The organism is Synechococcus sp. JA-2-3B'a(2-13), assembly GCF_000013225.1.
Lineage (GTDB): Bacteria > Cyanobacteriota > Cyanobacteriia > Thermostichales > Thermostichaceae > Thermostichus.
In genome coordinates this window covers 2,918,316-2,942,005 of the sequence record NC_007776.1, presented here as the reverse complement: position 1 = coordinate 2,942,005, position 23,690 = coordinate 2,918,316, and the positions used below count along the sequence as shown (strand labels likewise).

Annotated in this window: 26 protein-coding genes; 10 read left to right on the top strand and 16 right to left on the bottom strand. The window is 58.9% G+C overall.

Features of this window, described 5'->3' with window-relative positions; translation table 11 throughout:
- Window positions 1-8: 8 nt before the first annotated feature.
- The 4 genes from CYB_RS13530 to CYB_RS13515 all read right to left on the bottom strand — a co-directional run bounded on the left by CYB_RS13530 (window position 9) and on the right by CYB_RS13515 (window position 4,943).
- Window positions 9-1,895, bottom strand: a complete 1,887-nt coding sequence (locus CYB_RS13530) for an AAA family ATPase (protein WP_011434384.1) — start codon at window positions 1,893-1,895, stop codon at window positions 9-11.
- 123 nt (window positions 1,896-2,018) lie between these two features.
- Window positions 2,019-2,639, bottom strand: coding sequence for a hydrogenase nickel incorporation protein HypB (gene hypB / locus CYB_RS13525; protein WP_011434383.1), 621 nt, complete (start codon window positions 2,637-2,639; stop codon window positions 2,019-2,021).
- Window positions 2,640-3,022: 383 nt separating this feature from the next.
- The gene (locus CYB_RS13520) at window positions 3,023-3,595 is read right to left on the bottom strand and encodes a phycobiliprotein lyase (RefSeq protein ID WP_041436880.1); all 573 of its coding nucleotides are present in this window, start codon (window positions 3,593-3,595) and stop codon (window positions 3,023-3,025) included.
- A gap of 1,051 nt (window positions 3,596-4,646) precedes the next feature.
- Window positions 4,647-4,943 (bottom strand): hypothetical protein, encoded by a 297-nt coding sequence (locus CYB_RS13515; RefSeq protein ID WP_011434379.1) that lies wholly within the window; start codon window positions 4,941-4,943, stop codon window positions 4,647-4,649.
- A 214-nt stretch (window positions 4,944-5,157) separates the two neighbouring features.
- On the opposite strand from CYB_RS13515, the gene CYB_RS13510 reads away from it, so the two are divergent.
- The 3 genes from CYB_RS13510 to CYB_RS13500 all read left to right on the top strand — a co-directional run bounded on the left by CYB_RS13510 (window position 5,158) and on the right by CYB_RS13500 (window position 7,295).
- Window positions 5,158-5,400, top strand: a complete 243-nt coding sequence (locus CYB_RS13510) for a Ycf34 family protein (protein ID WP_011434378.1) — start codon at window positions 5,158-5,160, stop codon at window positions 5,398-5,400.
- A gap of 146 nt (window positions 5,401-5,546) precedes the next feature.
- On the top strand, window positions 5,547-6,560 hold the full coding sequence (hemF, locus tag CYB_RS13505; protein WP_011434377.1) for an oxygen-dependent coproporphyrinogen oxidase: 1,014 nt from the start codon (window positions 5,547-5,549) through the stop codon (window positions 6,558-6,560).
- A 39-nt stretch (window positions 6,561-6,599) separates the two neighbouring features.
- Window positions 6,600-7,295, top strand: a complete 696-nt coding sequence (locus CYB_RS13500) for an alpha/beta hydrolase (protein ID WP_041436876.1) — start codon at window positions 6,600-6,602, stop codon at window positions 7,293-7,295.
- Window position 7,296: 1 nt separating this feature from the next.
- Here the strand turns inward: CYB_RS13500 and CYB_RS13495 are convergent, their stop codons facing one another.
- The 8 genes from CYB_RS13495 to CYB_RS13460 all read right to left on the bottom strand — a co-directional run bounded on the left by CYB_RS13495 (window position 7,297) and on the right by CYB_RS13460 (window position 13,402).
- Window positions 7,297-8,532 carry an RNA-guided endonuclease InsQ/TnpB family protein gene (locus CYB_RS13495; RefSeq protein ID WP_011434375.1) on the bottom strand — a complete coding sequence of 412 codons (1,236 nt, stop codon included), beginning with the start codon at window positions 8,530-8,532 and terminating at the stop codon, window positions 7,297-7,299.
- A gap of 303 nt (window positions 8,533-8,835) precedes the next feature.
- Window positions 8,836-9,402, bottom strand: coding sequence for a GDYXXLXY domain-containing protein (locus CYB_RS13490; RefSeq protein ID WP_011434374.1), 567 nt, complete (start codon window positions 9,400-9,402; stop codon window positions 8,836-8,838).
- A 26-nt stretch (window positions 9,403-9,428) separates the two neighbouring features.
- On the bottom strand, window positions 9,429-10,295 hold the full coding sequence (gene thiD / locus CYB_RS13485) for a bifunctional hydroxymethylpyrimidine kinase/phosphomethylpyrimidine kinase (protein WP_011434373.1): 867 nt from the start codon (window positions 10,293-10,295) through the stop codon (window positions 9,429-9,431).
- A gap of 173 nt (window positions 10,296-10,468) precedes the next feature.
- Complete coding sequence (locus tag CYB_RS13480) at window positions 10,469-10,675, bottom strand: hypothetical protein (RefSeq protein ID WP_011434372.1); 207 nt, start codon at window positions 10,673-10,675, stop codon at window positions 10,469-10,471.
- A 528-nt stretch (window positions 10,676-11,203) separates the two neighbouring features.
- Entirely contained in the window at window positions 11,204-11,521 is a 318-nt protein-coding gene (locus CYB_RS13475) for a 2Fe-2S iron-sulfur cluster-binding protein (RefSeq protein WP_011434371.1), read from the bottom strand.
- Complete coding sequence (locus CYB_RS13470; RefSeq protein WP_011434370.1) at window positions 11,521-11,778, bottom strand: DUF1816 domain-containing protein; 258 nt, start codon at window positions 11,776-11,778, stop codon at window positions 11,521-11,523. Before CYB_RS13470 ends, CYB_RS13475 begins: the two co-directional genes overlap by 1 nt.
- A gap of 22 nt (window positions 11,779-11,800) precedes the next feature.
- Window positions 11,801-12,937: a 23S rRNA (guanosine(2251)-2'-O)-methyltransferase RlmB gene (rlmB, locus tag CYB_RS13465; protein ID WP_011434369.1), complete on the bottom strand. Its 1,137-nt coding sequence runs from the start codon at window positions 12,935-12,937 to the stop codon at window positions 11,801-11,803.
- A gap of 33 nt (window positions 12,938-12,970) precedes the next feature.
- Window positions 12,971-13,402, bottom strand: coding sequence for a ribonuclease III domain-containing protein (locus CYB_RS13460; RefSeq protein WP_011434368.1), 432 nt, complete (start codon window positions 13,400-13,402; stop codon window positions 12,971-12,973).
- A gap of 207 nt (window positions 13,403-13,609) precedes the next feature.
- On the opposite strand from CYB_RS13460, the gene CYB_RS15260 reads away from it, so the two are divergent.
- Window positions 13,610-13,810, top strand: a complete 201-nt coding sequence (locus tag CYB_RS15260) for a hypothetical protein (RefSeq protein WP_041436874.1) — start codon at window positions 13,610-13,612, stop codon at window positions 13,808-13,810.
- Window positions 13,811-13,816: 6 nt separating this feature from the next.
- Here the strand turns inward: CYB_RS15260 and CYB_RS13450 are convergent, their stop codons facing one another.
- The 3 genes from CYB_RS13450 to CYB_RS13440 all read right to left on the bottom strand — a co-directional run bounded on the left by CYB_RS13450 (window position 13,817) and on the right by CYB_RS13440 (window position 15,107).
- Window positions 13,817-14,296 carry a photosystem I reaction center protein subunit XI gene (locus CYB_RS13450; protein WP_011434366.1) on the bottom strand — a complete coding sequence of 160 codons (480 nt, stop codon included), beginning with the start codon at window positions 14,294-14,296 and terminating at the stop codon, window positions 13,817-13,819.
- Window positions 14,297-14,397: 101 nt separating this feature from the next.
- On the bottom strand, window positions 14,398-14,517 hold the full coding sequence (locus CYB_RS13445) for a photosystem I reaction center subunit IX (protein ID WP_011434365.1): 120 nt from the start codon (window positions 14,515-14,517) through the stop codon (window positions 14,398-14,400).
- A 44-nt stretch (window positions 14,518-14,561) separates the two neighbouring features.
- Window positions 14,562-15,107 carry a photosystem I reaction center subunit III gene (locus tag CYB_RS13440; RefSeq protein WP_011434364.1) on the bottom strand — a complete coding sequence of 182 codons (546 nt, stop codon included), beginning with the start codon at window positions 15,105-15,107 and terminating at the stop codon, window positions 14,562-14,564.
- 205 nt (window positions 15,108-15,312) lie between these two features.
- Between CYB_RS13440 and tsaD the strand changes: the two genes are divergently transcribed.
- Complete coding sequence (tsaD, locus tag CYB_RS13435; protein WP_011434363.1) at window positions 15,313-16,407, top strand: tRNA (adenosine(37)-N6)-threonylcarbamoyltransferase complex transferase subunit TsaD; 1,095 nt, start codon at window positions 15,313-15,315, stop codon at window positions 16,405-16,407.
- Here the strand turns inward: tsaD and mnmG are convergent.
- Complete coding sequence (mnmG, locus tag CYB_RS13430; RefSeq protein ID WP_011434362.1) at window positions 16,371-18,302, bottom strand: tRNA uridine-5-carboxymethylaminomethyl(34) synthesis enzyme MnmG; 1,932 nt, start codon at window positions 18,300-18,302, stop codon at window positions 16,371-16,373. The genes tsaD and mnmG overlap by 37 nt on opposite strands.
- A gap of 510 nt (window positions 18,303-18,812) precedes the next feature.
- Between mnmG and thrC the strand changes: the two genes are divergently transcribed.
- From thrC to CYB_RS13405, 5 genes are all read left to right on the top strand, one after another.
- A complete protein-coding gene (thrC, locus tag CYB_RS13425; protein WP_011434360.1) occupies window positions 18,813-20,153 on the top strand; it encodes a threonine synthase in 1,341 nt (446 codons plus the stop codon).
- A gap of 104 nt (window positions 20,154-20,257) precedes the next feature.
- Window positions 20,258-20,779, top strand: a complete 522-nt coding sequence (locus CYB_RS13420) for a fasciclin domain-containing protein (RefSeq protein ID WP_011434359.1) — start codon at window positions 20,258-20,260, stop codon at window positions 20,777-20,779.
- Between the two features lie 36 nt (window positions 20,780-20,815).
- On the top strand, window positions 20,816-21,091 hold the full coding sequence (locus CYB_RS13415) for a ubiquitin-like small modifier protein 1 (RefSeq protein WP_011434358.1): 276 nt from the start codon (window positions 20,816-20,818) through the stop codon (window positions 21,089-21,091).
- A gap of 26 nt (window positions 21,092-21,117) precedes the next feature.
- Window positions 21,118-21,696, top strand: coding sequence for a DNA-3-methyladenine glycosylase (locus CYB_RS13410; RefSeq protein WP_011434357.1), 579 nt, complete (start codon window positions 21,118-21,120; stop codon window positions 21,694-21,696).
- Window positions 21,697-22,150: 454 nt separating this feature from the next.
- The gene (locus tag CYB_RS13405; RefSeq protein ID WP_148202778.1) at window positions 22,151-23,395 is read left to right on the top strand and encodes a C39 family peptidase; all 1,245 of its coding nucleotides are present in this window, start codon (window positions 22,151-22,153) and stop codon (window positions 23,393-23,395) included.
- The last annotated feature ends 295 nt before the right edge of the window (window positions 23,396-23,690 follow it).

The following is a 23,690-nucleotide window of genomic DNA, read 5'->3' as shown; positions in this document are numbered from 1 at the left end:
GGCTGGGATCAGCCGGCTTGGCGTTGCTGCTGCAGCTCGGCAAAGGCTCGACAGAAGTCTTCCTGTTGGATGACCAGGGTTTTGGCATCCACCGTCTCGGAAGTGGCGCGGTGGCGGCGGATGGCGGCAATGGCGGCGCGGTTGCTGAGCAGGGCCAGGTCGGCACCACTCCAACCTTCGGTCTGCTCGGCCCACCCCTGTAAGTCCACATCAGGCCCCAGGGGACGCTTGCGGTTGTGAACGGCCAAAATTTCCCGTCGCCCGCTGCGATCCGGCAGCTCCACGCTCAGGTGCAGCTCCAACCTGCCGGCCCGGGTGAGGGCGGGATCCAAACTGGCCTTGCGGTTGGTGGCGGCCACCACCAATACCCCTTGGCTGGGGCGGATCCCATCCAGCTCTGCCAGCAGCTGCCCCAGAACGCGGTCGCTGACCCCACTATCCCCGGAGTAGCTTCCCCGCGCCGGGGCAAGGGTGTCGATCTCGTCGATGAAGATGACACAGGGGGCGCATTGGCGGGCGCGGGCAAAAAGTTCCCGTACCGCCTGCTCGGAGGATCCCACCCATTTGCTCAAGAGCTCCGGGCCGGAGACGGCAATGAAGTTAGCCTTGGCCTGGGAAGCGATGGCTTTGGCCAACAGGGTTTTGCCAGTGCCAGGGGGGCCGCTGAGGAGGATGCCCTTGGGCGCTTGGGCCTGAGCCTGCTCGTACAACTCAGGGTGCAGCAGGGATCCCTCGATGGCCTCTTGCAAAATCTGCTTGGCGTGCTCCAGGCCGCCAATTTGATCCCAGCTCACCTGCGGGGATTCAATCTCCACCGAGCGCAGCACCGCCGGCTTCACCTGTTGCAGAGCCTGTTGAAAATCCGCTGCGGTTACCGTCAGGGACTCGGGGATGGGGGATCCCAAATCGGGCACCTGCCGCCGCAAAGCCGCATAGGCTGCTGCCTGGCACAGGCCCCGCAGATCTGCCCCCACAAAGCCCAGCGTCTGATCCGCCAGGCTGTCCAGATCCACATCCTCCGCCAAGGGCATGCCGCGGGTGTGGATGGCCAGGATCTCCCGCCGCCCCTCCCGGTCCGGCACCTTGAAGATCACCTCCCGATCAAAGCGCCCCGGTCGCCGCAGAGCCGGATCCAGAGCCTCGGGCCGGTTGGTGGCTGCCAGCACCACGATCCCCTTTTGGGCCACAAACCCGTCCATCAGCCCCAGCATCTGGGCCACCAGGCGTTTTTCCACCTCCCCCTCGACGGTGGCGCGGTTGGGCACTAGGGCATCGATTTCGTCAATAAACACCAGACAGGGAGCCGATTTGGCTGCCTTTTCAAACAGTTGCCGCAGGCGCGCCTCCGCCTCGCCGTAGTACTTGCCGATCAGCTCCGGGCCGACAATGGCGATGTAGTTCACCCCCAGGCTCTCGGCCAGGGCGCGGGCCGTCAGGGTTTTGCCGGTGCCGGGGGGGCCTACCAACAACACGCCGCGGGGCGGATCCAACCCCAGCTTGGCCAGCAGATCGGGCCGCTTGAGGGGGATCTCCACCATCTCCCGCAGCGCTTGGAGCTGTTCCCTCAGTCCCCCCACATCCTTGAGGCGTGGCCCAGCCCAAGACTCTGGGCGGTCGGCAGAAGTTGCTGGCGGGTCGGGCACAGCGGCCTTGGACGGTTCCTGGAAGCGAACCGCAGACATCACTTGGGGCTCGCTGCTCCAGGGGGGATCCCCCGTTTGGGCAGGGCTGCGGCGGCGGGGGATGGAGCCGGAAGGGGGAATAGAACTGCCCAGAGGACGGGCCTGGATGCGGACTTCGGTTCGCAGCTCTCCACTTTGCTTTTTCTCGTCCAGCTTCTGAGCCAGCTCGATCAACTGCTCAATGCCCTGTACAAAGTCACTTAAATTGGCCATAGCCGGGATTTTCCATCCACACAAGTTATCTGCAAATTGACCCGCCAGAGGTGCTAACTCATCCCCTGCCTGGCCAGCTCAGGTGAGGAGAGTTCCACGGCTAGATGCTCAGTATGATACCCTTCACTGCGGCTGCCGTCGGTGTTGGGCAAGGAGAATCTGCTCTCGGATCCAGCCCAGCCAGGGCTCCAGCCCGTCACCCGTCTTGGCAGAAAGACAAAAAATCGGCACAGAAGGGTTGATCTCGCGGATATTGGCCTGGATCCGATCCAAATCCACCTCCAACACAGGAACCAGATCCACTTTGGTGATCAGCAGACAATCCGCCTCTCGAAACATGATTGGGTACTTGAGAGGCTTGTCTTCCCCTTCTGTGACGCTGAGTAGTGCTACCTTGGCGTGTTCCCCCACCTCAAACTCCGCCGGGCAGACCAAGTTGCCGACATTTTCCACCAGCAGCAAATCCAGTTGTTGGGGATCCAGCAGTGCTTCCAATTGCTGCAAGCCCCCGGCCACCATGGCCGCATCCAAATGACAGGCCCGCCCCGTGTTGATGGCAATCACCGGGATCCCGTAGCGACGCAACCGCTCCGCGTCCAGTTGGGTCGTCATGTCTCCCTCGATCACCGCCAGGCGCAGCGAGCCGGCAAGAGCGACCACGGTTTTCTCCAGCAAAGACGTCTTACCCGCCCCCGGCGCGCTCATGAGGTTCAGACAGGTTACTGATACATTTACGCTGAACACTGCTGAACATCACTGTTCAACTATGCAGCGATAGCATTCTGTTTGTTTCCAAACAGAATGGCGGTATCCCGCAAAGCTTTGAGTAGAATACCCAAAGCGCAGTTTCCGTGTCGTCTTACTACCAATTTTCTGCTTTGCTTTGGCTACCATGTTGGCAGACTCGAAAGTAAACAGAAAGATCAACTGGTAGTAATCCGTACTGAACATATTATACATTATTTTCAGTATAGTTGAGCTTATTATTGACTAGAGTCATGCTCCCCAGGCATCAAAATGCTCCCGGTTGTGGTCGGCCTGGTGTTGATTGGCGTGGAGCAGGTTAATCCCCAGATCCAAGACTTGGTGCATGGCACAACCCGTGTTGCGGTTGAGGAGAAAACGCTCTAGCTGCGGAAAGAGCTGGATTCGGCCACCGTAGGGGTGGGAGAAGGGCCGACGGAGAGTTTACGCACCTCGGAGCAGAAAGAAGCCATGCTGAAGCCACCGAACCGCTTGACAGTGCTGGCCCGCAGGCGCAAGTTGGGGCTGGCAAACCAAATGCGCTCTTCCGACTCAGTCATCTCATACTGGGTGTAAAGGGTAAGGGCGCCATCGGATCCCATGACATAGGTACCGGCCACCGGTACTTTCTCAGCGTAGCCCTGATCCCGCAGCAACTGCCCGCGCATGGGATCGGTCTCATCGGGGATAGGTACCAGCACCACGTCTCCCTTGTACTCTTCGTTGTCCCACTCCTGCTCGCCATCCCACCGCACCCGCGCTGCTCCCACAGCTCGTCGGGGATCCACCCTGAACAACTCGCAAACCCGGATGACTGCTGGATCGGTTGCCGCAAGGGTGGCAATTTGTAGCCGCGACCTCCCACCCTCAGAGCGGCGAAAAGCCAAGTGATGGCTGGTGCGTTGGCACATCCACTCCCCAGCACTGAGGGCGAAAAACTCCATTACGGTCATCATGGCCGACGCGGATCCTCATCGATGGAACAGGGTTTGCCGATCTTAGCTTGCAGAGCAACTCAACGATTTAGCTAACGGTGGTGCGGGGGCAATCAGTCCTGCGCTCTACCCGCAGGGTGAGCACCGGGATACAGGGATCCCCGCCATACCCCTGAGCGAAATCTGTAGCAAAACCTACTTATGCTGGTGTAACCTACAAGCACCGGATTGATCCAGATGCCTCCCAACAAGCCGCTCGCGTCAGCGGGACGGAGGCCTTGCTGTTGGCGTGGCTGGAGATTGGCCGGGACGTATACAACTACACTTTGCCGGAAATCAACGAGTGGATAGCATCTTGCTTGGCCGGTGGACAGGGGTTCCTGGGTGCAGGAGTCCATCCTGTCTGCCGATGCACCGTTCCCTGGGATTAGACTTGTTTTGCGAGCTGGCAGTAGCCAGGGAGGCTGGGGAAGGGAAACTGCCTGTTCAGTCGGTCTGTCGGGGGTTGTAGACCCAGACAAGTGGCGTGGGGCAGGAATGCCCGACCGCGAGGTAAGGACTCCGTCCTGCTGACGGGAAGGGTGGCCCGCTCTCTGTCCACAGGACGAGCGCCGGGAGGATGTCACCATACTCCCCTGCCCAAAGGCAGAGGATTCTGGCTCTTGGTTCCAAGACAGCACTTGCCGTATCGGGTTGCCCCTTTACGACAGCGGTGCCCATCTCCCCAAGCGGGGCAGTTCCCTTCTGCCTTAAGTACCGTTGAAGAGAAAGGGCAAAACCTATTTAGGTTGCTTGCGTAGTCACCGGACTACCGGGTTTTTTAAGTGGTTGACTACTCTACTACTGGTCTAGAGTGCAGCACAAAAGCTGCCGTGAACGGCAGGGCTTTAGACCCAATTTTTTGGTAAAACAATTGCCAATAAAATGCCAATAAAAGGCTACCCGCTTGCTCGCCTTGCAGGGGCCAACTCAAGCGCTAGACCAAGAGAGCCGCGGTTTTTTTCAAGTCAGCACGGGTGCCTTTGAGGAATAGGGATCCATCCGACAAGCGCCAACCGACTGCCAGTTGTTTCTAACTGACGGCCACGGGCGACTTAGCGGCAGCAGCAGCGCGATTTTCCTCTTCCTCAGGAGGGACAACGGCAAACTCGATGTGATTGAGCAGGGTGGTCACGAAGGCGAAGAGCAGGAAAGGCAGGGAGATCACCAAAATCAGAGCAATGGTGAGAAAAGCGTAGAGGGGGCTATTCATCAGGGAGAGGGCAGCGGCCAAGCTGGCAAAGATGACAATCAGCCAAACGATGATCTGGCCGTAGATATCTCCAAAGGAGAGGGTGCAGGTGAAGCGGTAGCGGGTGTGGGTGTTCATGGCAGTTCCTCTGGATAGCCTGGATGGTTCGATCCTAAGGACAGATCAAGCCCCATCCTGAGAAATATGTCGAGATTTTAGACGAGAGACGAGGAGATGCCTCTCTTTGCTAAGAAATATCTCAAGAATCGGCTGAGAAAGAGGGGATCCGCCGTCTGGAAGGAGGCAGGATGCTACCCTCAAGATTGGGAACCGTTTCTTGCAGGCAGCAGCCATGTGTATTTGTATTCACTGCTACTACGTGGATCGCTGTACCACCTACCATGCCGTGGAAGCGCAGCATCAGCAACCTCATCTCACACTGACGCCGGATTTTGAGCCGCAGGGCCCCCAGATCAATGTCAATATCCGCAATGGGGGCACCGAGATGGAATGGGATGTGGTGGGCTGCCAGAGCTTTCGCGAGGAACGGAACAAATGGGCGCGACTTCGTCCCTATGAGGCGGTTCCCACGTAAGATCCAAGAGCGGCCTGGATTTCCAGGGAGTTTCTTGCCCGGCCAGGTTAGAACTCTTCAGTTTGGCAGTTCGGCTCTCCCAGTCTGAGAGGTTTGATGGGGGCGGGAGAGGTTTTTGTCGAGTTTCGAGAGATTGGAAGACTATGATGCTGGCCTCAAGCCCTACAGCGCTGCCAGTGGATGCCCGTCAACAGGTGAGCCAATTCATGCAGCGCCTACAAGATGACATCTGTGCCCGTCTGGAGGCCCTAGACGGAAAAGCCAAGTTTCGGGAAGACCGTTGGGAACGCCCTGGAGGAGGGGGCGGGCGCTCGCGGGTCATTCAGCAGGGAGACGTGTTTGAGCAGGGGGGAGTCAATTTTTCCGAGGTGTTCGGATCCCATCTGCCCCCTTCGATTCTGAAACAGCGTCCAGAAGCGGCAGGGCATCCTTTCTACGCCACAGGCACCTCTATGGTGTTGCATCCTCGCAACCCCTATGTGCCGACGGTACACCTGAACTATCGCTATTTCGAGGCGGGGCCGGTTTGGTGGTTTGGGGGCGGGATGGATCTCACCCCCTATTACCTGTTTGAGGAGGATGCGGCCCATTTTCACCGCACCCTCAAGGCAGCCTGTGACCGCTTGGATCCCGCCTACTACCCGGTTTTCAAGATCTGGTGCGATCGCTACTTTTTCCTACCTCATCGCGGCGAGGCGCGCGGCGTTGGCGGCATTTTCTTCGACTATCAGGATGAACGCCCTGGGCTGCTCTATCGGCCTGAAGGCCAGGCGGAAGGGGATCCCGAACAACTGGCTTCTGAGCCACCATCGTTACAGGTGCGGGTGGGATCCCGCAGTTGGGAACATCTTTTCCAGTTGGTGCAAACCTGTGGCGACGCCTTCTTGCCGGCCTATGTGCCGATTGTGGAGCGGCGGCAGGGGATGGAATGGGGGGAGAGAGAACGGCAATTCCAGCTCTATCGTCGCGGGCGCTACGTGGAGTTCAACTTGGTCTACGACCGGGGCACGATCTTTGGACTCCAGACCCAGGGCCGCACCGAGTCGATCTTGATGTCTTTGCCCCCCTTGGTGCGCTGGGAATATGGCTACGAGCCCCAGCCGGACACGTGGGAAGCTAAGCTCTACCAGGTGCTCCGCCAGCCCCAGGATTGGGCGTAGGCCGGCCATACCTTGTCTCCGCCTTTGAGGATCCGCTGCGTGCCTTCTTCTTTGCCCCTCACCTACCGCTTTCAGCCGCCTCGACAGGTCGGCTTAGGACCCGCGCCTGCGTTGGTAATGCTGCACGGGATCGGCAGCCACGAGGGGGATTTGTTCCAGTTGGCCCCCTATCTGGATCCTCGGTTGGCGGTGATCAGCTTGAGAGCCCCTATTCCTTGGAGTGGAGGCGGGTTTGCCTGGTTTGAAATGGCCTGGACACCGGAAGGGCTGGTGGGGGATCCCCAGCAAGCGCGCAATAGCCTCCAGCTCCTGAGCCGCTTTCTAGAACAGACGCTGCCCAGTGGGATCCCGGGTATTGCCCTGGATCCCAGGCAGGTGTATTTGCTGGGGTTTAGCCAGGGGGCGATCATGAGCCTGTACTTGGCTCTGACCCAGCCGGAGAAGCTGGCGGGGGTGGTGGCAATGAGTGGGCGCCTATCTCCAGAGATCCTGGCCGAGGCGGTGGAGCCGGAGCGGATGAAACACCTGGCCATCCTGGTGGTTCATGGCACTGCTGATGCTGTTTTGCCGATTGCTTTTGGCCGTCAGATCCGGGATTATTTTGCCCCGCTGCCACTGAACTTTACCTATCGCGAGTACGAGATGGGCCATGAAGTTTCCCCGGAGAGCCTGCGGGATATTCAGGTGTGGTTGCAAAACCTGTTGGATAGGAGAGATTCGGAAGTGAAAACGTAAACTACCCGACTCCGACCGCTGAAGCGGTATGGAGCGGGCTTTCGGTAGCCCTGAGCCTGCTCTGCTCCACCAGAGAACAAAACAGGCCCGAACCTCTAGGCTGGTTTACGACAGCCCCCAAAAGCGCAATCACATTCGCACCATTCAAATCCGCATCCCCTTCCCATCCACAGTGCCCACACTTGAACGACTTGCCACTGCGGTAGGACTTGCCCTGCTCAGAATGGATGTGTAAGCACCGGTGACAGGTCTGCGACGTGTAAGCAGGCGGCACAAGAATCAGAGAAACCCCTGCAACCCTCGCCTTGTATTCCAGAAACTGACGTAGTTGGTAGAACGCCCAACTGTTGGCCCTGCGCCGCTCGGCTTTGCTGCGCGGCTGTTGATTGACCCTTTCCCGGATCCCTGTCAGGTCTTCCAGAGCGATAGCGCTGTTGGTAGCTTTTGCCCTAGAGACAATAGCTTTGGAGATGCGATGATTGACCCACGCCTGAAAGCGCCTCTCCTTGCCAGACAGCCGTTGCAACAGTTGACGGCATCTGCGCCGCGAACTGCGGGTGCCCTTACTGGCTTTGCGTTGGAGTGCCGCCCTCAGCTTGGAGTAGTGGTCTCGGATTCGGTTCAACTGCTGTCCATTCCAGTTATCTCCTTCCGATGTATGAGCAATATCCGTCCTGCCCAAATCCACGCCTAGCACTCTGCCCGTGCGTTGCGGTGGGCACGGTTCCGTTTCCACACAGATCTGAATAGAGTAGGAACCGTCTTTGCGCTTGACCAGAGTGGCAGATTTGGGATTGGAGCCCGCCAGCCGTTCTCTCTGGTAGCGGCCAATCGCCAGCTCAAAGCGCTCCCGACCCTCCACCGTGGTCAGCGACACCGTCCAGTCTTTCTCGCGAAACGAAAAGATACGGGCATCGTAGGTCGCAAAGCCTCTCTTGAACGCTTTGACGGGACGGTTTTTCTGTCGGGCAACTTTACGGGCGCCGGCCAGCCGTCTGCAGACCTGCTGGTCGCGTAAGCGGGACGTAGTCCTTGCCAAGTTACTGGACAAGCCGAACCGGGCACGGATTTCGCGGTAGCACAGAGACTGGAGCTTAACGGCGTTGGCGACTTTCTCGGGTGTGTTTTGGTTGACCCAGTTCAAGGCTTGGCCAAAAGCCTCCAAAGTCGCGTCCAATTTGGCGGCTTGCGACTGGGACGCCTTGAGCTTGCAGGAGACGGTCAGGACTTGGGTCATGGTTCTATTGTAACCTCGCATTCCTCCCGACACTGACCCTACGGGTACAGTGCGGGACTCCTGCGATTTCTAGCTGAAGAAGTTTGACCCAATTGGGATGACCCTAATTCAGGTGTTGAGCAAGGCTGTGCAGCACTTAGCAAGCTCCTCAATGGCACAGCTCCGGTTCTCGCCATCTTCAGGGTTTCGAGGGGCAAGTGATAGGGATCCCTGCCCCATTCAGTTTTCCGGCTCTCCTTCGGGTTCGGATGTCAGAATATAGTGATTAATTGTTAAAGCGTTAAAGCCGGGCAGAATGAGCACTTAGTACCGATGCTCCCCTACCCAGAGGCCGACCAATGCTGCCTTGCCCCAGGGATCCACTTTCACTTCTGCCCGCGTGGCTTTAGGGTAACGCCGAATATCCTCTTCCAAGGCATCTCCAATCGCTTCGGGAATAAAAAATTCTTCGATTCCCAACTTGAGCTGCTGCCCGTCAAACCAGCCTCGCAGCACTTTCTCTTCAGGCTGCAAATCTTTGGGCATCTCCCGGCTGACACCGATTGCTCGCCAAGGTTGAGTGGGATCCCCTTCGGGGGGAGCTAAGCGCAGATAAAGGATCCCTGGCGTCTCCAAATCAGGTAACCAACCCGGCAGTTGCTCTAGGGTGGAGCGTCGAGCGACGACGTAGCCCAAGGTCACGTACCGGCCCCGCAAAAGGTCATAGGGATCCACAGGGGCCGTTTGCAGGTAGATCGTGGTTCCGACAGCAAGAGTCAGCGCTTGCCGAGCCGGTATCAGCAGAACGATACCCAGCTGCAGCAGTAGGGGTAGCCAAAACCGCCATTTGGGCAGGGATCCCTTCTGAGAAAGATTCGACGGGCTAGCCATAGCAGCCAGAGAGAGTGACCTCTCTCTTATGGCACAGGTTTGCCAATCCCGGACAGAAGCGGGTAGAAGTGCCCCACTGGCCCCTGCCCTGACCCGATGGCCAAAGGATGTCGCAGCGCTTCTGTTACATAGGCTTTGGCCGCCACTGTGGCCGCCAAGGGATCCCTGCCCCAGGCCATCTGTGCTGCAATGGCCGCCGAGAGGGTACAGCCGGTGCCGTGGGTGTGGCGGGTGGGGATCCGCTCTGTTTTCAGCACTTCCAGTCGCTCGCCATCGAACCACACATCCACCCCCTGCAGTTCCCCCGGCATGCCTCCGCCTTTAACCAACACCGCTCCACAGCCTAAGGCGTGAATCTGCTGGGCCGCCGTTTGCATATCTGCCAGGGACTGCAGCTCCAGCCCCGTTAAAATTTGCGCCTCATAGCGGTTGGGGGTCAGCACCTGAGCCAAGGGGATCAGCTGCTCGCGGATGGCCTGAATGGCCTCATCTGCCAGCAACTTTGCTCCCGTGCGGGACACCATCACCGGATCCACCACCAGAGGCCGCAACGCCCAGCGCTCCACCTGACGGGCTACCTCCAGCACGATCTCGGCATTCAGCAACATGCCCGTCTTGATCCCTTGCACCCCAATGTCCTGCACCACGGCCTCGATTTGGGCGGCTACGGCTTCGGGGGGCAGCGCATCCACCCGGCTCACCCCAAGGGTATTCTGGGCGGTCACGCAGGTCAGGGCAGAGGTACCGTGTACCCGTTGGAAAGCAAAGGTGCGCAGATCCGCTTGGATCCCTGCTCCCCCACCACTGTCGGATCCAGCGATGGTGAGGGCGACAGGGGGGTGCTGCTCGGCCAGCAGTGGAGCCGGAGTTGGTTCAGATGCAGAGACAGACATTGGCCAAACGACAAAAATGGGCAAGGGTACCGATAGCCATTTCCATCAATCAATATGAACCATCTCTTTAACGTAGCAATGAAACTGTTGGTTCTCGATTGGTCTGAGACCACTGGGGTATTGGGAAAACTCTTGCAGACGTCTGTCAAGAAGCTGACTAAGAGTGAGTTGTCCTAGTCTAAATCCGAGTAGTCCTCATCAGTGGTGGCGACCACCTCAACCCAGGCTCTATCCCCCTCCACCGCCGTCAAGCTCCAGCGCAGAAGCCGAGCCGGCTGGCCCAGCTCCCGGTCAACTTGCTGACAGAGGGATTGCTCCAGTTGCGGGGCAGAGAGAGGCGAGCTCAACGGCAGAGATAGGTGCAACAAATGCAACTTCACAGGAGTCGAGAACTGATCTCGCCAAGGAAACAGACTTACTTTCGATAACTTCTAACACTAAGAATCCAACAATATAAACTAATGTAGTATTTTCAGATTAGGCTGAGACAGCCGGGCTACTGAGAAAAACCTTTTGGGCCCCTGCATTATTGCTCCGCAACGCTATTGCTCCGCAACGCTGACGCGAAGACGCGACCAAGGTTTTAGTTGTGGGTATAGTGTCCTAGTTTGAATCGAAATGACTACAACACCTAGTGACATACTCCCGACCCCGACTGCTGGCAGTACGGAGCGGGCTTCTCGCTTCATCGGGGAGCCTACGCAAGAACCCTCCACGAGCAGACACGGAATGTCCTACCGCGTAGTTGCACCAGATTCCGGCAAAAGCCATTTTGTGCAACTACTCCTATCATACACCATGTGGGGGTATCTGTATCCCGGCAATGACCCTACGGGTACAGTGCGGGGCTTAGCTACCCCCACCCCCCCATAAGCTAACAAGTAGACCTGAACAGAAATCCGGCACGGTCAGGAGCCAAACTGCAGACGGTAAACCTCTTCCTCTTGATCGGTCTCCACCTCCAAATCGGAGGTAGCATAGGCTACACACAGCAGCACAAACCCTTGGGCCTGCAGTTCTGGGCCAATCCCCATTGCCTCTGTCTGAGTCACAGATCCCGACTTCAGCCGCCCCGCACAGGTGGTGCAAACCCCTGCCTGACAAGAGGAAGGCAGCTCTATCCCGTGCTCCAGAGCAGCTTGTAAAACCGTCTGATCCGCAGAGGCAGGGAAGCGGTAGGTTTGGCCGCGGTGATGAAGGGTTACTTGATAAGCCGTAGCAGACATCAGGAACGGGCTCCCGACGGAGTACGGGTCACCGTCAGAGACTGTGGCTGGCGCATTTTCTTCACCAGAGCCTGGATCTTTTTGGCTCCTTCCTTTTGCAGGTCGGCAATGTAGTGGCCTTTGAGCCGCTCCGCCTCAGCTTCATCGGAGAAGGGGCCGTAGTAGTAGGTGCAGTCCTCGGTGGTGATCTCGATCCAGACCGACAGGCCGCGCAGCTTATCCAACAGACTGACCAAAGGGTTGCTCACGGGATCCATCCCCCATTATCAAGTCTAGCAATCATTGGATGTCCTTTTGCAATCCCCTAGATTCTACTACTTTTATTGACGATTTGTTGAGGAATGTATCAACCTCAGGGCGTTTGAGGTGGTGGGGAGAGCGCTGCCGGTGGATTTCGTAGAGGGCAATGCCGGCGGCCACAGAAGCATTCAAGCTTTCAGTGCGGCCTGCCAAGGGAATGGACAGCAGTTGGTCACAATGGCGTTGTGTGAGCAGGCTAATCCCTTCCCCCTCGGATCCTACTACCAAAGCAATGGGCCGCTGAAAATCGGCGCTATAGATGGGGTCAGCCCCTCGGCTGGTGGTGCCATAGACCCAAAACCCCTGCTCTTTGAGGTATTCCAAAGCCCGATTCAAATTCACCACCCGCGCCACCGGCAAGGTGGAGAGGGCTCCCGCCGCTACCTTCATCACCGTCGAGGTTACCCCTGCTGCCCGCCGCTGGGGGATCACCATCCCCTGCATGCCAAAAGCTTCTACACTACGGGCAATAGCTCCCAAGTTATGGGGATCCTGGATCCCGTCTAGAACCACCAGCACCGGATTGGGGCCGGCCTGCCGGCTTCTTTCCACCAAATCCTCCAGGGCCACGTACTGATAAGGCGTGGCTTGGGCAGCGATACCCTGGTGGTTGGCGCCAGCCGTGAGGGCGTTCAGCCGCTTTGGAGACACTTCGTCGATAACGGTGCCCCGCGCTTTGGCTTCTTCCAACAGAGATAAAAATTGGGGGCTGTAGCGCAACTTCGGCAAGATCCAAACCCGATTGAGGGTGGCTTGACTTTTCAAAGCAGCCAGTACTGTCTGGCGACCGTAGATAATCTCTTGCTCCAGCTCGGTCTCCGGATTCCCGTCGGCCTGAGGCTGAACTTCCCCTGGCAAGATCCCTGTCTCGCCAGTGGAGAGGCCGGGATCCAGCTCGCCTACTGGTTGAGGAGCCATCTTGCCTTGGGGCCACTGCCGTTGCGCGTCGCGACGGATGGGCTTCACTGGAGCCTCTCGGAGGGCAAGCTTGGGATCCCCGTCTCGGCGTTTGGGCCGCTGTACCCGCTTGCTAACGGATTGCCCTGCCCTTCGCGGCTGCAGTTTGCCCGAGCGAGACAGCCGTGAAGCAGGTTTGCGCTGAGAAGTCTTGGGCATGGGCGTGGAAGATGGAAAGACGGAAAGACTATCCTAACCTTCCCACTCGCCTAGGGTCTCAGCCAAAACATCAGTGAGGGCGAGGATATGGCGCAGCCGTTCGGGATTGGCCAGGTAGAGATAGCCCAGAACTGTTTCCAGGCCGCTGGCGTTTTGGTAATCGGCCAGAGGCAGATGCCGGGGTGGGCGACCGCAGCCATTGCGACCCCAGCGGACAATTTCCTGCTCTTCGGGGTTGAGATGGGGCAACAGGGCCAACAGCAGCTTAGCCTGAGCCGAGCCGCGCACCCGCCTCACCACCTGCTGATGATAGCGCTCCAGTCGATCCGGAGGAAATAGCCGTTGCCGCCGCACATGCAGTTCGTAAATGGCGTCTCCCAAGTAGGCCAAGGCTGCGGGCGATAGGCGGCGAATCTCGGCCAAGGAGGGCCTTTCGGAAGTGGGCTCGAACAGCAGATCGTTCACAGCAGCTCACGAAAGATAGGCAGAAAAATCTCTAGAACCGCTGTCATCGGCTCATTGCAGGATTCAGTCCATGCTAAGACAAGCTTCCTCTGGTCTGCTAGCCTGACTCGCGCTCTTTCCCCCCTTGCAGGTGATTTGGATCACGAGGCCCAGAGAGAAAAGGTGCTATCGAGTAGACAGGGCAAAGCCGGTTAAGGGGCTGATGTTATGAGCCTTGAAAAGCCAGTTGGAGTTACTGCCAAGAATCTGGAGAGCAAAATCCAAGAAATTGTGGGTGAGCTGGCCAGCGATCAGCGTGAAAGGCTGGAAGGTAAGGCCGAGCAAACAAAGGCAGCCACCCACCCTGGAGTCGAGGATGCTCGAGAAGCGATTAAAGACGTTGTGGATGATCCAACGGATGGCCAATAGCTCCAGTTAAGATGCGGGGACAAGGAGATCTGCATTCAGCAAAAGCAGGTAGGCGACGACCGCCCCCCCCATACCCCCTACCAAGAAGCCGGCAGCCAATTCGCTCCAAGATTGGGATCCCTTTACCGGCCCTGTGTTGCGCTGCGAGGTGACAGAGCCGTAGAGAGAAAGGGCCGCCGTCAGGATCAGGATCAGGCCACAGGCTCCCAAAAAGCCGCTCAGCAGACCGATGGGCTCGTTGCGCAGCGGCCCCAGCTTGGCAAAGGGGCCTACCAGCCAATAGCCGTGGGCCATACCGATTTCCAAGCCCCGCCAAATGGAACTCAATCCCGGTCGGTTGATGGGCAGCCAGTCGATCAACAGCCGGACAACAGGTGCGTGGTTAATCGGTGTCCAGAGATCGCCAATTTGCGGATCTCCCTCAGGGACGGTGACGTATCCCTTATCCATATTCAACGGAGCAGGATTAGCATTGGGTTCGACCATTTCAGCAACTCTGTGTCCGGTTCAAAAGGGTATGAAAAGAAGCTCAAAAAAAGCAGGGATCCCACCGGGCGTAGGTTGCGCTGGGGATCCCTGGCCTACACTCAGAACGTCAAAATGTCGGGGAAGAAGCGATTGATCTCGATGAACAGGGCAAAAACAAAGCTGGAAAACAGGATAAATGCCACCGGAGCAGTGGTGAGAAACTTGGTGAAATCAGCCATAGATGCCTCTCAAAAGTTGAACAGATCGAGTTGGAAAGCCAGGCTCAGCGGGGCGAGATGGGCACAGCCGCTTCCGGCTCTTGAATTTCGCCGCTGGCAATCTCCTTGAAAGCAGCAGCAGGCCAAGCCAAAGCCGTGAGGAAACAGCGCAGCGCCAAGGGAACGTCGATGATGCTTTCTTTCATCTCCGGTTCGTCGCTATTCCGCACGGCAATCAGATAAGAGCGCCCTGCCCAGCCCAGCCAACCGGCGATGTAGAGAAAAAGCAAGCCGGGGATGAGAAACTCGCCCGCATGGTTCAACCGACCATCCGTAACCAGGTGGGGCAGGCCCTCTTCGCCGCAGAGCAGCTTGCTGTAGCGCTCAAAGCGCTTGCTGGTTTGGGCCAGCTTTTGCTGGTAGACGGGAGCCATAGCAGGGCTGGCGTTGAGGATCTTCTCCTCTAGGCTGCTCAGGCGTTCGTTCATCAGAGCCTGAAAAGCGGGAACTTCGCTGCAAGGTTTCAGACCGATCAAGGGCTCTGCCTGCACAGATTGGGCGAGGCCAAGCGCAATGCAAAGGGCCAAAAGAAGGCTTAAAAAGGTTCGCATAGCAGGATGTGTCCTTGAGGTAGGGGTCTAAGATCTGTCCAAATGCTAAGGGATGCTAAGTGCAGAAACAGGCACTAAACGGTTAGTATCATACTCCTGAGCGCCTCGCCCCGACGGATCCCGGGTTTTAGCTCACACAATTCTTAATTCAAGTATCTCAAGTATCCCAAAGCTCTCCTATCCCTTTTGCCCAGCCTGCTCTCCCATGCCCCGCGTCCTTGCCATCGAAACCAGTTGTGACGAAACGGCTGTGGCTGTGGTGACGGCGGATGTGGCCTGGCCGGGGTTTGCCCCGCGGCAGCTCAGCTCGGTGGTGGCCAGCCAAATCGACCTCCATGCGGCCTACGGGGGCGTGGTGCCGGAGGTGGCCTCACGGCAGCATGTGGAAACTCTGCCCTTTGTGCTAGAGGCTGCTCTGCAGCAGGCCGGATTGGAGGTGGCCGAGGTAGATGCCATTGCCGTAACCTGTGCGCCGGGCCTGGTGGGATCCCTGCTGGTGGGGCTGATGGGGGCCAAGACCCTGGCTTTGCTTTACGACAAGCCCCTGATCGGGGTGCATCATCTGGAGGGCCATCTCTTCAGCGGCTTCTTGGCAGAGCCCGATTTGCGCCCCCCCTGCCTATGCCTTTTGGTATCGGGAGGCCACACCAGCCTGATTTGGATGAAGGACTACGGGGACTACCAGACGGTGGGCCGCACCCGCGACGATGCTGCCGGCGAGGCATTTGATAAGGTGGCGCGGCTGTTGGGGCTGGGCTACCCGGGAGGGCCGCAGATTGACCGTTGGGCCCAGCAGGGGGATCCGCAGCGCTTTCCCCTGCCCGAGGGCAAAGTGGAGCATCCCTACGACACAAGCTTCAGCGGCCTGAAAACGGCGGTGTTGCGCCTAGTCCAGCAGTTGCAGCAGCAAGGCCGGGAGTTGCCCATTGCCGACATTGCCGCCAGCTTCCAGGCCTGTCTGACCCATGTGCTCACCGAAAAGGCAGTGGCCTGCGCCGAGGCGCTGGGCCTCTCGACGCTGCTGCTGACGGGAGGGGTAGCTGCCAATCGGGAGCTGAGGGCCCGCCTCAGGGAAGCAGCCCGGCAAAAGGGGTTGCGGGTGGTGATCCCGCCTCTAGCCCTCTGCACCGACAATGCCGCCATGATTGGGGCAGCTGGGCTCTGCCACTGGCTGCGGGGGGAGGTCTCGCCGCTGGAGCTGGGGGTAGCCTCGCGCATGCCCCTAGAAGGGATCCCTTCCCTCTACATGGATGGGGGCGGAGCTCACAGAGAAGAACAGACGGGATCCGCCGCCCTCTGACGTTGCCTCACCTCAAGGTAGATGAGCAGCGCGTTGATGTCGGCGGGGTTGACACCGCCGATGCGGGCCGCCTGGCCCACGGTTAGCGGGCGCACCGCCGAGAGCTTATCCCGCGACTCTTTGGAGAGGGTGGGGATGGAGTGGTAGTCCAGATCGGGGGGCAGAGGGCGGTGGTACTGCTTGCTCACCTGCTCAATTTGGCTCTGCTGCCGCTGGATGTAGCCGCTGTATTTGACGGCAATCTCTGCCGCCTCCTGCTCAAAGGGATCCAGCTCCGCATCCCCCAGCCCCAGTTCCAGGAGATCGGAGTAGTGAATCTGGTTGCGGCGCAAGATCTCGGCCAGGGTGGCGGATCCCTTGATCCCCTGCCCCGTCAGTTGGCTTAGTTGGATGCCGGCCAGGTCGTGGGCCTTCACCCGCTGCGTTTCCAGGCGCTCGATTTCTGCGGCAATGCGCGCTTGCTTGGCTTGGAACAGGGCCCAGCGCCGGTCATCGATCAAGCCCCATTCTCGCCCCAGGGGGGTGAGCCGTTGGTCGGCATTGTCGGAGCGCAGGATGAGGCGGTATTCGGAGCGGCTGGTGAGCATGCGGTAGGGCTCCCGCAGTTCTTTGGTGCAGAGATCGTCGATGAGGGTGCCGATGTAGCTGGACTCCCGCGGCAGGGTGACCAGGGGCTTGCCTTGAACCAGGCGGGCGGCGTTGATCCCGGCTATGAGCCCCTGAGCTGCCGCCTCTTCGTAGCCGGTGGTGCCGTTGATCTGGCCGGCGCAAAACAACCCCTGCACCTTTTTGGTCATCAGAGTGGGGTAGAGCTGGGTGGCCGGCAGATAGTCGTATTCCACCGCATAGGCAGGCCGCAGCATGACGCACCGCTCCAGGCCAGGCAAGGAGCGCAACATCTGGATCTGGATTTTCTCCGGCATCCCCGTGGAGAACCCCTGGATGTAGAGCTCCGGCAGATCCCGCCCTTCCGGCTCAATAAAAATCTGATGGCTTTCCTTGTCGGCAAAGCGGACAATCTTGTCTTCGATGCTGGGGCAGTAGCGGGGCCCTTTGGCCTCCACCCAGCCGCCATAGACAGGGGTTTCGTGGAGATTTTCCCGGATGATGCGGTGGGTCTCTGGGGTGGTGCGGGTCAAGTAGCAATCCATCTGCTCCCTTGGCACCCACACCTCGGGGTCGAAGCTAAACCAGCGCACATCGGGATCCCCCGGTTGCCGCTCCATGACCGAAAAATCCACGCTGCGCCGATCCACGCGGGCAGGGGTGCCGGTTTTCAGCCGGCCCGTTTCAAAGCCCAGTTGGCGCAGGGTGTCGGTCAGCCCTTCCACGGCAAATTCCCCTGCTCGTCCGGCAGCTTGCCAGTGGCGACCAATCCAGATGCGCCCCCCCAAAAACGTACCGGTGGTCAGGATCACCGCCCGACAGCCGAAGATGGTGCCGAAATGGGTGACCACGCCCACCACCTCGTCGTTGCGCCCCAACACCAAATCGGTGACAGTGCCCTCGCGAATCGTCAGGTTAGGCTGGTTTTCCACCACCGAGCGCATCACCCGCGCATATTCCCGTTTGTCGGTTTGTGCCCGCAGCGCCCACACCGCCGGCCCCCGCGAGCGGTTGAGCACCCGCTTTTGCAAATAGGTGCGGTCGGTAACTTTGCCCATCTCGCCGCCGAGGGCATCGATTTCGTGTACCAGTTGCGATTTGGCCGGGCCGCCGACGGCAGGGTTACAGGGTTGCCAGGCGATCTTGTCCAGATTCAATGTCAGCATGAGGGTGTTACAGCCCAGCCGCGCTGCCGCCAATGCTGCCTCACAGCCGGAGTGCCCCCCGCCGACCACCACCACATCGTAGTGATCGAGAAAATCAATGCTGTCCCGTCCAACTCTGAGCATAGGGTGGCAATTCCAAAATGAATAGCCGGGATCCCCGGTCTTTTAATTTTCAGGTTATTTCAGCTCGCTTATCCAGCTTAGCGATGGCGGCAACGGATAGGGTTATTTGCGACCGGCCTGAGGCAGGCAGAGCAGTAGGGAAAGTTTTCTGTTGCCCTGGGAAATAAACCTGGGAAATAAAGTTGGGTAGAGGCTCAGTTCCCAGCCTAAGTCACCTGATTGAAGAGTTGAAGAGACCTCAGGGCGCTGGGATCAGCTCCCCCAAGGCTGCCGATAGCAGGGGATCCCAGAGGAAAGGGCAGAGTCGCCCAAGGGATGTTGCGGCTCATACAAACACCAGACAGCCCGCCTGAGAGAGCCAAGCACCGATTCCATTATCCTCAACCGGATCTAATCCAGACTATTTTAGTCGGGTTTAGTTGACGCGGCAGATTGCGAGTGATAAGATTCCCCCCAACGATAGGTAAGTTCAATCCAGCGCCCACCCTTTCCTTCACCTTGAGGCTGCCCATGTCCCAAACTCTTTCCGAACGCCCGCTCAGCCCTGCCGATTCCCCGTTGGCCTCTGCCTTGCACAGCTCCAAGGTGGGCTTCAGCCGTTTGCGCTGTCGGGAGTGTGGCGCCGAGTATGAGCCGGTCGCCAAGCATGTTTGTGAGCTGTGTTTCGGCCCCCTGGAAGTGGTTTATGACTACGACTGGCTGAGGCACAGCGTCAGCCGGCAGAGCATCCAAGCTGGGCCGCTGTCTATCTGGCGCTATCGGCCTTTTCTGCCAGTAACTTCTGAAAAGCCCATCGATGTGGGCACCGGCATGACCCCGCTGGTTAAGGCGGAGCGGCTGGGTCGGCGGCTGGGGTTAAAAAATCTTTACATCAAGAACGATGCCGTCAACATGCCCACCCTTAGCTTCAAGGATCGGGTGGTGTCGGTGGCGCTGACCCGCGCCAAGGAGCTGGGTTTTACCACCGTTTCCTGCGCCAGCACGGGCAATCTGGCCAACTCCACCGCTGCTATTGCCGCCCACGCCGGCTTGGACTGCACCATCTTCATCCCGGCGGACTTAGAAGCGGGCAAAGTGCTGGGATCCCTGATTTACAACCCCACCGTCATGGCGGTGGAGGGCAACTACGACCAGGTGAACCGCCTCTGCGCCGAGGTGGCGGATCGCTACGGCTGGGGCTTCGTCAATATCAACCTGCGCCCCTACTACTCGGAAGGCTCCAAAACCCTGGCCTACGAGGTGGTGGAGCAACTGGGCTGGCAACTGCCGGATCAGGTGGTGATCCCGCTGGCCTCGGGATCCCTGTACACCAAGGTTTATAAAGGCTTCCAGGAGTTTGTGAAGGTGGGGCTGGTGGCGGATAAGCCGGTCGCCTTCCACGGCGCACAGGCGCAGGGCTGCGCGCCCATTGCCCAGGCGTTTCGCGAGGGGCGGGATTTTGTCAGCCCTGTTAAGCCCAATACCATCGCCAAATCCATCGCCATCGGCAACCCTGCCGACGGGATCTACGCCCTGGACATTGCCCGCAAAACCGGCGGCCAGATCGAGACGGCTGCCGATCCGGAGATTGTTGCCGGCATCAAGCTTTTGGCCGAGACCGAAGGCATCTTCACCGAGACTGCCGGCGGCACCACCATTGCCGTGCTCAAACACCTGGCAGAATCCGGTCAAATCGATCCGGAGGCGGTTACAGTAGCCTACATTACTGGCAACGGCCTGAAGACCCAGGAGGCGGTTCAACCCCACGTAGGCCATCCTCTGGTGATCTCGCCCAAGCTGGAGAGCTTTGAACAGGCTTTGGAGCGCGCCCGCACCCTAGAGCGGCTGGACTGGCAAGAGGCATCAGTATGAACTCGGTTTGCAGGGAAGACCCTCTCCACTGCCTCTTAACAGGATCTTAATGAAGAACTGTTAAGATCCCTGGCGTAGACCTATTGGCTCAGGAGCTTTGCACAATGCCTATCTTTCCTTCTGTTCAACGCCTTGTTCGCCGTTGGATCCCGTTGGCGGCTGTAGTGGCCCCGCTTGTCTTTGCTCCTGCGGCCCAGCCTCAAGGGCTAAACACCATTGCCGTTGAGCTGGAAACTTTGCCCAGCAGCTACTCGACGCTGGCGGCAGCTTTGCGGGCGACGGGCCTGAATACGGCGTTGGCAGGGCCGGGGCCGTTCACGGTCTTTGCCCCTTCCGATGTGGCCTTTGGGCAACTGCCGCCGGGTACGGTGGAGACGCTGTTGCAGCCGGCCAGCCGGGCTCAGCTCACCCGCATTCTCACGTATCATGTGGTGCCGGGGCGGATTACCTCGTTTGACCTGCGGCCCGGCCAATCGACCACTCTGACCACCTTGGCAGGGCTGCCGCTGCAGGTGCAGGTGGGATCCGATGGCAGCATCCGGGTCAACGGGGCTAACGTGAACCTGGCGGATATTCCAGTTTCCAACGGCGTGATTCACGGCATCGATGGGGTGCTGCTACCCTAGTTTTTTGATGTTGGTTAATGGACGAGGCATTGGGCTATGGCAGTCAAGGTGCTGATTCCCAACACGCTGCGGGCGCTCACCCAGGATCAGGGGGTGGTGAATTGCGAGGGATCCACCATCCGCGAATTGTTGGATGCTTTGGAACAACGCTGTCCGGGGATTAAGGCGCGGCTGTGCGATGAGAAGGGGGAATTGCGCCGCTTCGTCAACTTTTATGTGAACAGCGAAGACATTCGCTTCCTCAAGGGATGTGACACCCCTCTGCAAGATGGGGATGAGGTGAGCATCGTCCCTGCCGTTGCTGGGGGCTGAGGGCTGCCAAGCCTGCCGTGGACGCTGTGGAGTGGTTGAGCCAGCCGGCCCCGCTGGTGGCACCTGCCTTGCTGGGCATGGTTCTGGTGCGGCAATTTGCCGATGGGCTGCAGGTGCGGGCCCAGATCGTAGAGACGGAGGCCTACACGGCTGGGGATCCGGCCTGCCATGCCTACCGCCGCAAGACCCAACGCAACCAGGTCATGTTTGGCCCGCCAGGGCATCTCTACATCTATCGCATCTACGGCCTCTACCACTGCCTAAATATCGTTACCGAGCCAGAAGGGATCCCGGCGGCGGTTCTGATCCGGGCAGCTCAGTTGGATCGCCTGCCAGACTGGATCCCGGCCAACAAACAGAATCAGCCAGCACGGGCGGCGGCGGGGCCGGGCCTGCTCTGTCAAGCCCTGCGCATCGACGGATCCCACAACGGCTGGCGGCTAGAGCGGGCGGAAGCCGGCCAGGAAGGCATTTGGCTGGAGGGATCCCCCTCTTGGCAAACGCAGTTGTCCATCGTCCAAACCACCCGCATCGGCATCACCCAAGGAGCCGAGATCCCCTGGCGCTGGTACATTGGTGGACATCCGGCGGTGTCGCGCTATTAGTGGGGGCAGGCGGACAATGCTCGCAGAAGGCAGTGGCTAAAGGACTCCGTCCCGCTTACGCGAACGGCAGGGGCTGCCTGGGCTGGTCAGCGGGGTTGTGCTGCTCTTGCTGGGGTTGCCCGCGTTGGCCCAGCCTGTTCCAACTTTTCCAGGACTGATACATTTACGCTGAACACTGCTGAACATCACTGTTCAACTATGCAGCGATAGCATTCTGTTTGTTTCCATTCGCGTTAGCGGGACGGAGTCCAAACAGAATGGCGGTATCCCGCAAAGCTTTGAGTAGAATACCCAAAGCGCAGTTTCCGTGTCGTCTTACTACCAATTTTCTGCTTTGCTTTGGCTACCATGTTGGCAGACTCGAAAGTAAACAGAAAGATCAACTGGTAGTAATCCGTACTGAACATATTATACATTATTTTCAGTATAGTTGAGCTTATTATTGACTAGAGTCATGCTCTTGACGATGCAAGCCCAGACCCACTTCACCTATCGCACCGGGTTTCAGCGCTGGCGGGCGGGAGAAGCTCAGGGGTTTCAGGACTGGTCAACCCAAGGGATCTGCCTGAACGCCCGAGGGCAATTGGTCTTGGATCCAGAGGGTTTGCGGCAAGAAGTCAGCCTTGAAGAGCCTGAGGTGGCGCTAAGGACTCCGTCCCGCTTACGCGATAATGCTCCGCACCGCTTACGCGATCGGGGGCGCCCTTTCTATCCCCTTGGCCCCTACTGGGTGGGAGAAGCCACCAGCCCAGCAGTCCCCACCAGCTTCCCTATGGTCGGGGCAATCGCTTCCTGGAATGCCACCACGCCCCCCGGCACCTGGTTGGAACTGTGGATTCGGGCCAAGCTTTCAGACCGCTGGACAAAGTGGTATCACGGCGGGGTATGGGCTGCGGATCCCTTGACTCTGGCCAGCCACTCAGTGCAAGGACAAGGGGATGAGGATGGCAACCTGTACACGGACTTGCTGGTGCTCAAGGATACCCTCAACGGAGCAGAAGCCTTCCAGGTCAGGGTGCGCCTGTTCACGCAAGAGCCAGGCCGTTCTGCCGTTGTGGATCAGGTGGCAGTTGCCATTTCCAACGAGCCGGTCAGGCCCAGCCGCCTATCCCCTGGGGATCCCAGCCGCTGGGGCAAAATCTTGGATCTGCCTTGGTGCTCCCAGATGGTGTACCCCGATGGGGGAGAGGTCTGGTGTAGCCCCACCTCTTTGGCGATGGTGATGGCCTACTGGAAGCGGGATCCCCGTCCCTGTGAGGTGTTGGTGCGCGCAGCAGTGGCCGGTGTGTATGACCGGGTTTACCAGGGCCATGGCAACTGGGCTTTCAACGTCGCCCATGCTGCAGAGCAGGGTTTGTCCGGCGTGGTGGCGCGGCTGGAGAGCTTGGCCCAAGCAGAAGCCTGGATCGCGGCAGGGGTTCCGGTGGTCCTCAGCTATGCTTGGGGTGAGGGAGAACTGGAAGGGGCGCCAATTCCCAGAAGCAACGGCCATCTGGCGGTGCTGGTGGGGTTTGCTCGCGGCAGCGGTGCGGAGCAGTTTAGCCACGGGGATCCCATCCTCCACGATCCGGCGGCCAAAACCAACGAAGAGGTTCGCCGTACCTACCGCCGCGAACAGCTAGAGTCGTTGTGGCTGGAGCACTCCGGGGGTACCGTCTACTTGATTCATCCGCGAGAGTGGCCTGTCCCCACTCTATAGCCGAACCGGGCGAACGCGGGCAGCATCGACTTACAGCGCTACCGCTATGGCCTGGATGATTTCCTGGCCGCTGAAACTGCTATCTGGTCTTTCGGTGGGGATTTGAGTAAGGATAGATGGAGTGAGGAGTGCGACTCACCTGCGGGTGAGGATGGTTGGTCATGAATAGGAATGCGGTTCAGGGGCCAAGGCATTGGTCGAGGTGGCTCCTGCGGCAGAGAGGGTGCTGGGCAATTTTCGCCGGTTTGTACGCTGATGAAGGTAAGCGTGGGGGTTTGGGTTTCCGCCATTTCCC